This is a genomic window from Gordonia sp. 852002-10350_SCH5691597 (assembly GCF_001665715.1).
Classification (GTDB): Bacteria; Actinomycetota; Actinomycetes; order Mycobacteriales; family Mycobacteriaceae; genus Gordonia; species Gordonia sputi.
Window position 1 is genome coordinate 1 of sequence record NZ_LZMO01000197.1, and the last position, 10,328, is coordinate 10,328.

General features: G+C 65.9%; 10 protein-coding genes and 2 pseudogenes. 6 read left to right on the top strand and 6 right to left on the bottom strand.

Features of this window, described 5'->3' with window-relative positions; all coding sequences use genetic code 11:
• Both A5777_RS14310 and mftE read right to left on the bottom strand, forming a co-directional pair.
• Positions 1-345, bottom strand: a pseudogene (locus tag A5777_RS14310) (mycofactocin biosynthesis glycosyltransferase MftF); the annotation flags it as partial.
• Positions 342-1,052, bottom strand: a complete 711-nt coding sequence (mftE, locus tag A5777_RS14315; protein WP_064863176.1) for a mycofactocin biosynthesis peptidyl-dipeptidase MftE — start codon at positions 1,050-1,052, stop codon at positions 342-344. The pseudogene A5777_RS14310 and the gene mftE, both read right to left, overlap by 4 nt.
• A 241-nt stretch (positions 1,053-1,293) precedes the next feature.
• Here mftE and A5777_RS14320 point away from each other — a divergent pair, with 241 nt between their 5' ends.
• Together A5777_RS14320 and A5777_RS14325 are read left to right on the top strand one after the other, a co-directional pair.
• Positions 1,294-2,445, top strand: a complete 1,152-nt coding sequence (locus tag A5777_RS14320) for a CaiB/BaiF CoA transferase family protein (protein WP_064863177.1) — start codon at positions 1,294-1,296, stop codon at positions 2,443-2,445.
• Between the two features lie 52 nt (positions 2,446-2,497).
• Positions 2,498-3,313: a mycofactocin-coupled SDR family oxidoreductase gene (locus A5777_RS14325; RefSeq protein ID WP_005203891.1), complete on the top strand. Its 816-nt coding sequence runs from the start codon at positions 2,498-2,500 to the stop codon at positions 3,311-3,313.
• A gap of 145 nt (positions 3,314-3,458) precedes the next feature.
• On the opposite strand, the gene mftD is transcribed toward A5777_RS14325, so the two are convergent.
• The 4 genes and pseudogenes from mftD to mftA all read right to left on the bottom strand — a co-directional run.
• Positions 3,459-4,661: a pre-mycofactocin synthase MftD gene (mftD, locus tag A5777_RS14330; RefSeq protein WP_064863178.1), complete on the bottom strand. Its 1,203-nt coding sequence runs from the start codon at positions 4,659-4,661 to the stop codon at positions 3,459-3,461.
• 90 nt (positions 4,662-4,751) lie between these two features.
• Positions 4,752-6,032 (bottom strand): mycofactocin radical SAM maturase, encoded by a 1,281-nt coding sequence (mftC, locus tag A5777_RS14335; RefSeq protein ID WP_064863183.1) that lies wholly within the window; start codon positions 6,030-6,032, stop codon positions 4,752-4,754.
• Between the two features lie 113 nt (positions 6,033-6,145).
• Positions 6,146-6,502 carry a mycofactocin biosynthesis chaperone MftB gene (gene mftB / locus A5777_RS14340; RefSeq protein WP_064863179.1) on the bottom strand — a complete coding sequence of 119 codons (357 nt, stop codon included), beginning with the start codon at positions 6,500-6,502 and terminating at the stop codon, positions 6,146-6,148.
• Positions 6,502-6,576, bottom strand: a pseudogene (gene mftA, locus A5777_RS25440) (mycofactocin precursor MftA); the annotation flags it as partial. The pseudogene mftA and the gene mftB, both read right to left, overlap by 1 nt.
• A gap of 170 nt (positions 6,577-6,746) precedes the next feature.
• Between mftA and mftR the strand changes: the two are divergent.
• The 4 genes from mftR to A5777_RS14365 form a co-directional block, all read left to right on the top strand.
• Positions 6,747-7,433 (top strand): mycofactocin system transcriptional regulator, encoded by a 687-nt coding sequence (gene mftR / locus A5777_RS14350; RefSeq protein WP_231895070.1) that lies wholly within the window; start codon positions 6,747-6,749, stop codon positions 7,431-7,433.
• 143 nt (positions 7,434-7,576) lie between these two features.
• Positions 7,577-8,746, top strand: coding sequence for a lipase family protein (locus tag A5777_RS14355; RefSeq protein WP_064863180.1), 1,170 nt, complete (start codon positions 7,577-7,579; stop codon positions 8,744-8,746).
• A gap of 158 nt (positions 8,747-8,904) precedes the next feature.
• Positions 8,905-9,960 carry a ferredoxin--NADP reductase gene (locus tag A5777_RS14360; protein WP_064863181.1) on the top strand — a complete coding sequence of 352 codons (1,056 nt, stop codon included), beginning with the start codon at positions 8,905-8,907 and terminating at the stop codon, positions 9,958-9,960.
• A 1-nt stretch (position 9,961) separates the two neighbouring features.
• The coding region (locus A5777_RS14365; RefSeq protein ID WP_064863182.1) for a DoxX family protein at positions 9,962-10,328 on the top strand (367 nt) is incomplete at its 3' end.

Sequence of the window (10,328 nt, forward strand, 5' to 3'; positions counted from 1 at the left end):
GGAGTTGAGGAGACGGTCGACGCCGGATTGGTTGTCGCGCACCGGAACAACGATCGTGACGTCGTCGGTCGACGGTCCGTGCATGGGGCGGGGATTGGCCATTCCCGCGTCGAGGAGGCGGCGGGCCAGTGTTCGCGTCGGTCCGTCGCACACTTCGATCCGACCGTCGACCGACGTCATTCCGAGCGCGGCGTCGGACAGTCTCATCAGCCGAGTCGGCGAGCCTCCGACGAGGTAGCGCAGGTCACCGTGCCGGGCGCATCGCAGGTCGATTTGGACCTGAAAGCCGTTCGGCAGGTCACGGCTCGGCGCGGGCGACGGAGGTGCGTCGGTGGGTGCGTTCATCGCAGACGCCCGTTTTCGGTGACGTCCCATTGCCGGATCGCCTCGCCGAGTCGGCTCACCAACCGGTCGAGGTGCGCAGCGCCGTCGTCGGCCGATGCCGTCGTCGGATCGCCCAGCACGCCGTTGGCGCTGACCGCGGCCACACCCCCGTCACGCATCGCCGGTAGCAGCGTCGCGACGGGTGCGCGATTACCGACGACGACGCTGTCACGACGCACAGCTTCGGGCGAAAGGTGAAGCAGCACTGATGTTTCTGTCGTACCGGCGTGCGCATCGGCCCCATCGAACGCGCACGGATACCACGCGACATCGCGGCCCTCGTAGCGGAGCAGACCGATCGCGTCGACCAGCGTCTGCGCGTTGCCACCGTGGCCGTTGACGAAGACGATGCGCTGCGCCCACCGGCAGGCGCTGCGTCCGTACTCGACGACTACGCTGCGCAGCGCGTCATGGCCCAGGGAGATGGTGCCCGGAAAGCCTTCGTGCTCGCCGCTCGCTCCGTAGCCGAGAGGCGGTGCGATGAGTGTCGACGTGTCGTCGAGGGTCGCGTGAACACGCGCGACCACGGCACTCGCGATGCGGGTGTCGGTGTCAAGCGGTAGATGCGGCCCGTGCTGTTCGAGTGATCCGACCGCGACCAGCAGCGTCGTCACAGAATTCTCCAGTTCCGGCCAAGTGCACGAACTCAAAGTCGCCGGACGCGTCATTTGCTCGACTTTACCGATGTGCAGCGCGCGAAGTAACCGCCGCAGAAAACTTTGTGTACCTATTTCCGCGGAATCGGCGCCGAGGCGTTCCGTGGACGCACGCGACGGCCGAACGATCGCCCCCGCTCTGCCGAACGATCGCCCCCGGCTCTGCCGAACGATCGCTCGGTATGGCATTCTGGGGCGACGGCGTGACGCTCACCACACCGGTGGGCGCGCCAATTCGACCGGGAGGAAATCCATGAACGCACCGTCGACGCCCGACGCGGCAGGCACGCCCAGCGCGGGCGCATCGTCGAAAAGCGTTGGTACAGGTGGTCCGCTGAACGGTGTACGGGTTGTCGAGTTCGCGGGTATCGGTCCCGGCCCCCACGCGGCGATGATGTTGGCCGACCTCGGAGCCGACGTGATCCGCATCCAGCGCCCCGGTCAGCTACCCGATCCGGCGCGCAACGCCGACGCGCTGCTGCGGGGCAGGCGCGTCGTCGAGGCCAACCTCAAGGATCCGGCCGATCGGGAGGAGATCCTGCGGCTCATCGGTAAAGCTGACGTTCTTCTCGAGGGTTTCCGTCCCGGCGTCATGGAGCGACTGGGCTTTGGTCCGTCGGATCTGGAGTCGGTCAATGAGCGACTCGTCTACGGACGCATGACCGGTTGGGGCCAGGACGGTCCGCGCGCGCCGCAGGCCGGCCACGACATCAACTACATCTCACTGACCGGAATGTTGCACGCCATCGGCCGGGAGGGTGAGCGTCCGGTGCCGCCGATGAATCTCGTCGGCGATTTCGGCGGCGGTTCGATGTTCTTGGTGATGGGTGTACTCGCGGCGCTTGTCGAGCGTGCGTCGTCGGGTCGCGGGCAGGTTGTCGACGCCGCGATGGTCGACGGCGCTTCCGTTCTCGGACAGATGATCTGGGCTTTTCGAGGCACGGGTTTGTGGAGCGACGAACGTGGCACCAACATGCTCGACACCGGTGCGCCGTACTACGAGGTCTATGAGACGTCGGACGGCAGGTACATGGCCGTCGGCGCTATCGAGCCGCAGTTCTACGCGGAGATGCTCCGCGGCCTCGGACTGACCGACGCCGACCTGCCCGGGCAGAACGATGTCGCCAACTGGCCGAAGCTGCGGCAGATCTTCACCGAGACGTTCGCGTCGCGTACTCGCGACGAGTGGGCGAAGGTCTTCGACGGAACGGATGCCTGCGTGTCACCGGTGCTCACGTTCGCCGAGGCGCCCGACGATCCCCATATGGCCGCGCGCGCCAACCTCGTGGAGATCGACGGTGTCCGTCAGGCGCAGGTCGCTCCGCGGTTCTCGCGCACCGCGCCGTCGACGCCTCGTGGTCCCGACCGTGAGTCCGTCGACGCCGCTGCTGTGTGGACGGACTGAGCTCGACAGATCCGACCGCGCGCAATAACTAGAACGTGTTACTGTTCTGCCCATGGGACAGTTCGACGGCACAGTCGTCTACATCACGGGTATCGCGCGCGGTCAGGGTCGTAACCACGCCATCCGTTTCGCGCGTGAGGGCGCGTCGATCATCGGGCTCGACATCGCCGACACCGTCGCCGACTACATCACCTATCCGCCGTCGACCGAGGCCGACCTCGCCGAAACCGTGCGTCTCGTCGAGGAAGTCGGCGGCAAAATCCTTGCCCGCCAGGGTGATACGCGCGACCTCGCCTTTCAGGAGCAGCTGGTCGCCGATGGCGTCGAGCAGTTCGGCCGACTCGACCACGTCGTCGCCAACGCAGGCATCCTGTCGTGGGGCTTCACGTGGGAACTGCCGGAGCAACAGTTCGCCGACGTTCTCGACGTCAACGTCACCGGCACGTGGAAGACCTTGCGCGCCACCATCCCGGCCCTGCTCGACAACGACGCCGACAACCGATCGATCGTGGTCGTCTCGTCGGTGGCGGGGCTCAAGGCCATGCCGATGCAAGCCGCCTACAGCGCGTCGAAGTATGCACTGACCGGCCTGGCTCAGACCACCGCGAAAGAGTTGGCGCCCAAGAACGTTCGCGTCAACTCTGTGCACCCCTACGCGGTCGACACCCCGATGGGCATCGCCGACACCTCCGCCATGCGGATCTTCGAAATGGGCGAGTACACACGCTATTTCATCTCGATGATGGACCACTTCCCGGTCGCCTCCACCGACGACATCAGCGACGCCGTGCTCTACCTGACCTCACCGTCGGCCCGCGCCGTCACCGGCGCCCAGTTCCAGATCGACATGGGCAACTCCAAGGTCTGAGCGTTCTCGAGGCCCACCCACACTCGACGCGACGGAGCGCACAGTCGGCAAAATCAGGCGCACAGTCGGCAGTATCAAGCGCACGTTCGACGCAACGCACCGTCGGCGCACAGAAGTGCGCTCGACGGTGCGCCCGCGTGCGGGGTCAGGCGTCGCCGAACGATCGCTCGAAGCCCGGCTGGATGATCAGGTCATCGCGCGAGAGTTCGTGAACGCTCTTGTGGCCCAATCCCATCACGACGCCGTCGAGTCCCATGCGCAGCAGGTCGAGCACGTTCTCGACGCCCGCCTGGCCGTTGGCAGCAAGGCCCCACAGGTAGGCGCGGCCGACCATCACCGCGCGAGCGCCCAGGGCAACGGCCTTGGCGACGTCGCTGCCGCGTCGGATACCTCCGTCGAGCAGCACCTCGATCTGGTCTCCGACGGCGTCGGCGATTCCCGGTAGAAGGCGAATCGTGGCGGGAGTGCCGTCGAGGTTGTTACCACCGTGGTTGGAGACCGACAGTGCCGTGGCGCCGATGTCGACGGCGCGCTTGGCGTCGTCGAGCCTCGTGACGCCCTTGACCATGAACGGTCCGTCCCACTGCTCGCGCAGCCACTGCAGGTCGTCCCAGGTGGGCGGCGGGGTGTTCATCCACTCGCCGTAGGCGCCGAAGAACGTCGGTCCCGGCTGTCCCTTGCCCTTGGAGACGTTCGGCGCGGTCAGGTCGGGGATGATGATCTTGCCGTCCTGAATCCAGTCGAGTGCATAGCGTGGCTTGACCGCGATCTCCGGTGCCAGCCGCAGCAGCGCCTTGAAGTCGACCTTCTCAGGGATCTCGGGGCTTCCCCAGTCGCGACCGATGTTGAACACCCAGTCGGTGGTGACGATGAGGCCCTTCGCGCCGGCCTCCTTGGCACGCATGGCGCGGGCGAGGATGTCGTCGCGGCTGCCGAGCCAGTAGATCTGGAAGAAGATCTTGTCGTTGACTGCTGTGACTTCTTCGATCGGGTGAGATGCGAAGCTACTCAACCCCATTGCGGTTCCACGAGCCGCTGCTGCCCGGGCCACCGCGACCTCGCCGTCGGGATCGACGGCTTGCACGCCCGTCGGGGAGATCATCACCGGGAACGAGAGTTCCTGGCCCATGACGGTGGTAGCCAACTCACGATCGGGTTGGGCGCCGACGACATGTGGCGTGTACTCGATCTCGTCGAACGCAGCGACGTTGTCGTGGGTGGTGTGCCCACCCTGCGTTCCCGCTATCAACGACGAGTAGACCGACTTCGGCAAGCGCTTTTTTGCTCGACGCTGCGCCTCGTGGACCGTCTCGAACCAGGGGTTGCGCGCCCAGGGATTGCTGACCATGGTTGTGTTCCTACCTATTTCATCATGCCGCGGGCACGTTCGGATGAGCCCGGTGTCGGACCGGGCGGGGTGCGTGCTCGTGCTGGGTTGTTACAGCGAGAAGCCCGCGAGCGGGTTCTCGTCGCAGTTCTTCGACGGCGGGCCGCCGACCGGCGTCAAGTCGCCGTCGGGCCTGCGAGTCATCAGGGTCAGGGGCGTCCCACGCGAATGATCTTTGTTCGCAGTGGGTTTGGATCGCTCGCCGGCGAGCAATTCCTCACCGAAACCCTGCACACATTCGGGATCGGGTCCCGCGAGCGGCAGACCCGTGAAGAACTTGGCCGCCATGCACCCGCCGCGGCAGGCATCGAAGTGCGCGCACTTCGTGCACGCGCCGGCGTTCTGCGGCTCGCGTAGTTCGGTGAAGAGGTCGGAGTTCTGCCAGATCTCCTTGAACCCCCCATCGGAGACGATGTTGCCCGCGAGGAAGTTCTCGTGAATCGCGAAGGGACACGCGTAGACGTCGCCGACAGGATCGATCAGGCAGACCACGCGTCCGGCGCCGCACAGATTCAGGCCGGGCAAGCCCCCACCGCTGCCTGATCCGAATGCCGACAGATGGAAGAACGAGTCGCCGGTGAGCACGTTCTCACCATGTGCCACAAGCCATTCGTAGAGCTCGCGCTGCTGAGATGGCAGCGGGTGCAGGTCATCCCAGACGTCGGCGCCACGACCCGACGGACGCAGCCGCGTGATGCGCAGCGTGGCGCCATAGCGATCGGCGAGCGCCTTGAACTCGTCGAGTTGCGCGACGTTCTGCCGCGTCATCACGACGCTGATCTTGGCGTCGCGAAAACCCGCGTCGGACAGATTCTCGAGCGCCCGTACCGCCATGTCGAAAGAGCCCGGTCCGCGGACCGCGTCGTTGACCTCTGCGGTGGCACCGTCGAGCGAGATCTGCACGTCGACGTAGTCCGACGCTGCCAGCCGCTGTGCGACCGCCTTGTCGATACGTAAACCGTTGGTGGAGAACTTGACTCCCACCTGATGACTGGTGGCGTAGTCGACGAGCTCCCAGAAGTCCGGTCGCACAGTCGGTTCGCCGCCGCCGATGTTGACGTAGAAGACCTGCATGCGCTGCAACTCGTCGATGATCGCTTTGCACTGCTCGGTGGAGAGTTCGCGGGGATCGCGTTTGCCCGACGATGAGAGGCAGTGCACGCACGCGAGGTTGCACGCGTAGGTGAGTTCCCAGGTGAGACAGATCGGGGCGTCGAGGCCCTTCTCGAACTGGTCGACGAGCCTGCCGACCTTCGGCGGACGGGCCGACGTCGCGATCGTGGAGGTCGCAGCGAGTTCAGTTGCGCTGGGCGGCAACTCGAGTGTGGTCATCATGACTCCTTGAAGCATGCGTGGACGAGCAGGCACGAAGAGGGCTGGTCTTCTACGGTCCGAGGTTCAGGCCACGCCCGAAAAATCAGCGCCGGAAGCTCATCGCCAAAACGTCAGCGGCGACAGATCATTTCCGACGACGCGAGCGCGGCGAGGGCCTCGAGGTAGAGCGGTCGCGCAGCGCCGTCGATACCCGCGGCGTGCAGCGCGTCGTCGGCGCTGTCGTGATCGCGCAGGGACTCGACTACGCCGACCACCGCGAGGTTCTTCAGGAACGAGAGCTTGCGGGTTCCGAAGTGATAGAGCAGCGCACCGAACGGCTCGGGCCGCAGCGCGACCTTCGGATTGAGCTGCCAAGCCTGCGTCGAATCGAACACGTGCGACGCCGGCGCCGACTCTGCGTGCGGTACCGGATCACCGGTGGCCGCGTCGCGACCCCCGGTGACCGGAAGGGATGTCGGTGCGGACATCAGTAGACCCCGCACATCCCGTCGATCGACACCTCTTCGACGAGAGACTCGCCCACGAGTTCGGCGTCGACATCCGCCGGAACACCGGTGGTTGCCGCAACATCCTGTGCAGACTTGGCTGACTGATCTGCCATGATCCAGACCTCCTTGTGTTGGTGAAGTGAAGTGGATCACGCCACACTATAATGGCACCGGGTGCAGGAAAACACCTGAAAGCGAAAACTATCCGGATGGACAGGTGAGGATGAACCCTTCGGACCCCACGCCGATCCGTGCAGTGACACCGGGCGGCACAGCAGCAGCGACCTCGGGCGGCAGAGCCGCAGTTACCTCGGACGGCACAGGCGCAGCGACACCGGGGCGCAGGCCCATCACGACGCGCGACGAGATCAGCACCATCGCGATCGACATGTTCACCGAGTCGGGGTTCGAGAACACCAGCGTCGACGACATCGCCGACGCCGCGGGCATCGCGAGGCGCACACTGTTCCGCTACTACCCGTCGAAGAACGCGATCTGTTGGGGCGACTTCGACGCACATCTCGACGACATGCGCACGCTGCTCGCCGCGATCCCCGCGGATCTCCCGATCGCCGCGGCCCTGACCGACGCCCTGGTGTCGTTCAACGCCGTCGACGACGACTACCTCGAACACCATCGTCGTCGAATGTCACTTCTGCTTGGAGTACCTGCGCTGCAGGCATACTCGATGCTGATGTACGCGGAGTGGCGTCGCGTGGTAGCCGAATTCTGTGCGCGCAGAATGGGACTCGACGTCGAAGAGCACGTGCCGCAGACCATCGGCTGGATGTGCCTGGGCACCACCCTCGCCGCGTACGAGCAGTGGCTCGCACACCCCGACTCAGACCTGACCGCGCTGATCGTGTCGGGTTGCGCGACTCTCGCCGACGGCCTGGGCGCCCTGCACTGAGCAACACCCTGCGCAAATACGCGTGTTTCTGACGGACGCGACCAAAGCTTCGCGTGCATCTGTCAGAAACACCCGTTTCTGCGACACGGTCGACGTATTCTGCGCTGGCCTAACAATTCACCGTTCTTCCGGAGGTCGCAGTCGTGAGAGTCGCCGTATCCACCCGAGCGGCGCTCGCCGCGGCCGCCGCTACGCTGAGCCTGGCGTTGACGGCCCCGCTCGCCGACGCCGCTCCCCCTGCTCTAGCTCCCACCGCTGCAGCACCCGCCGCGACCGAATCCGGTACCGCCGGAGCAGTTATCGACACGCAAGCACGGCCCGACGGTTGGCGCGGCGCCGCCCACGGCCTCGCGATCGACTACTGGACGCGCGGCGCGGACGGCAAGCCGGTGCCTGCGAGCGGCGGTCTCCTACTCCCCGCAGGCAAAGCGCCGGCCGGAGGCTGGCCCGTCGTCGCCTATACCCACGGCACCTCCGGTTACGGACCGGGCTGCGGCGGCCAGAGCGGGCCGGACGCGAAGGCGGACAGGTTCACCTCGCGGCTGTTGGCGTCCGGCTACGCGGTCGTCGCGCCCGACTACGTCGGCCTCGGTCGCTTTCGCACCGGCGTGCACCCCTACCTGAACAACGACTCCGAGGGTGCGGCAACCATCGACCTCCTGCACGCGGCACGCAGCGTCGAACCAAGTCTTGCCAAGAAGTGGGTGGTAGCTGGTCCCTCGCAGGGTGGGCAGGCCGCGCTGGCCACCGCGCACATGCAGAGCCGGTACGGCGCGCCAACCGATTTCCGCGGCGCCATCGCCGTCGACCCCGAATCGGACGTCGAGAAGGTGATGGCCTTCCTCGGTCCGTACGTCCCGCCGGCACCTGCCGTGCTGGAGAAGGCCTACGGCTACCTGCTCGCCGTCCTTGCGGGCAATCGCGTCGCCGACCCGGCCGTCGACGTCAACAGCTATCTGTCGCCGTACGGACGCAGCCTCGTCGACAAGGTCGGCACCGGCTGCCCGGCTCCGACGGTTCCAGCGGGAACCGCGCTCGGGAGCCTGCTCGCGAAGCCACTCGGTTCGCCGGCGCTGCGCGCGTCTCTCGACAGGTACATGTCGGTGCCGACGTCGGGGTACACCAGGCCGACGCTGCTGCTCTTCAACGCGCTCGACCTCACGGTTCCGTCGCCGCTGCATGCCAAGCTCGAAGCCGACTTCGTCGCCAACGGTGTCGACCACCGGACCGTCCTCGGGACCGGGAGCCACACCGAGATGAACGCAGCCCAGTGGGCGGCGTGGGACGAGTTCCTGCGGACGGCACTCGCCTAGTTCGTGCCAGACTTTCGCTCCCCGACGGTCCTGCCCCGACAAGCCCACAGTCCAGCCGTTACCCTGGGCCGATCGGCTACGCTAGGCTGAACTAGAACAGGTTCTCGTTTTGGTCGAACCCGGCTGCGAGAACGACAGTACGCAGGAGACTCCGCGAGATGGCAGAACTGACCCCGCACGGATCACGCAGTGTGATCCTGACCGTGGCCGACGTGATCGACGAGACCGCCGATGCGCGTTCGATCGTGTTCGAGATCCCCGATGAACACAAAGACGCGTTCACCGACTACAAGCCCGGACAGTTCCTCACACTTCGCATCCCCAGCGAGCAGACCGGCTCGGTGGCGCGTTGCTATTCGCTGGCCTCCTCGCCCGCGACCGACGCGCTACCCAAGGTGACGGTGAAGCGGACCGTCGACGGCTACGGCTCGAATTGGGTGTGCGACAACCTCGCCGCAGGCACGCAGATCGAGGTACTCCCACCGTCGGGGGTGTTCACTCCACGCACTCTCGACGACCCGCTACTCCTGATCGCTGCGGGCAGCGGCGTCACGCCGGTGATGTCGATCCTCAAGACCGCCCTCGCGTCGTCGAGCGTCCCTGTGGTCTTCTTCTATGCCAACCGCAGCGTCGAAGACGTCATCTTCTCGACAGAAATCGACGAACTCGTCCGCGCCAACACAGATCGGCTGACCGTCGTCCACTGGCTCGAGACCGACAAGGGTCTGCCCACTGACGCCGCGCTCGCCGAGATCTTCTCGCCCTACGTCGGGCACACCGCGTACATGTGTGGTCCCGGCCCCTTCATGGATGCGGTACACCGCGCCCTCGACACCGCCGGCTTCGCACACCACGACGTCCATACCGAGGTGTACAACTCACTGGCTGGCGACCCCTTCGCCGACCATGAGCTCGCCGAGGTCTCCGCCGACGAACAGGCCGCCGCGGCCACCGTCGAGGTCGAGCTCGACGGTGAGACACACGAACTCACCTGGCCGCGCAGCCGATCGCTCATCGACATCATGCTCGAGGCCGGGCTCGACGCCCCGTACTCCTGTCAGGAGGGCGAATGTGGTTCGTGCGCCTGCACATTGACGGAGGGTAGCGTCGAGATGGACAACGACGGCGCGCTCGACCCCGAAGACATCGAGGACGGCTACATCCTGGGTTGTCAGGCCCACCCCACATCCGACCGACTGCGAATCGAGTTCTGACATGGCGCCAGACGTCCCCTCCAACCGTCTGGCGCGCGTGCTCGGCGGCATGCTGCTCGGAATGGGCGCGTTGCACTTCGCCGTACCGAAACCCTTCGACGAGATCGTGCCGCCCGAGATCGCCGGAGCGCTCGGCACCGACGCCCGCACACTGACCTACGCATCGGGTGTCGCCGAAGTCGGCATCGGCGCCGGATTGCTTGTGCCACAGACCCGTCGACTCGCCGCGGGATCGGCTGCCGCACTCTTCGTCGCGGTCTATCCGGCCAACATCAACATGGTCCGCATGTGGTGGCACAAGCCTCCGGTGTACAAGGCGATCGCGATAGGCCGACTCCCCCTTCAGATTCCGCTCATCGCAGCCGCCG

Excerpts from the sequence above, each read along its gene's own strand:
- mftE (WP_064863176.1), bottom strand. The coding sequence starts at position 1,052 with ATGACGCGTCCGGCGACTTTGAGTTCGTGCACTTGGCCGGAACTGGAG.
- A5777_RS14320 (WP_064863177.1), top strand. The coding sequence starts at position 1,294 with ATGAACGCACCGTCGACGCCCGACGCGGCAGGCACGCCCAGCGCGGGC.
- A5777_RS14325 (WP_005203891.1), top strand. The coding sequence starts at position 2,498 with ATGGGACAGTTCGACGGCACAGTCGTCTACATCACGGGTATCGCGCGC.
- mftD (WP_064863178.1), bottom strand. The coding sequence starts at position 4,661 with ATGGTCAGCAATCCCTGGGCGCGCAACCCCTGGTTCGAGACGGTCCAC.
- mftC (WP_064863183.1), bottom strand. The coding sequence starts at position 6,032 with ATGACCACACTCGAGTTGCCGCCCAGCGCAACTGAACTCGCTGCGACC.
- mftB (WP_064863179.1), bottom strand. The coding sequence starts at position 6,502 with ATGTCCGCACCGACATCCCTTCCGGTCACCGGGGGTCGCGACGCGGCC.
- mftR (WP_231895070.1), top strand. The coding sequence starts at position 6,747 with ATGAACCCTTCGGACCCCACGCCGATCCGTGCAGTGACACCGGGCGGC.
- A5777_RS14360 (WP_064863181.1), top strand. The coding sequence starts at position 8,905 with ATGGCAGAACTGACCCCGCACGGATCACGCAGTGTGATCCTGACCGTG.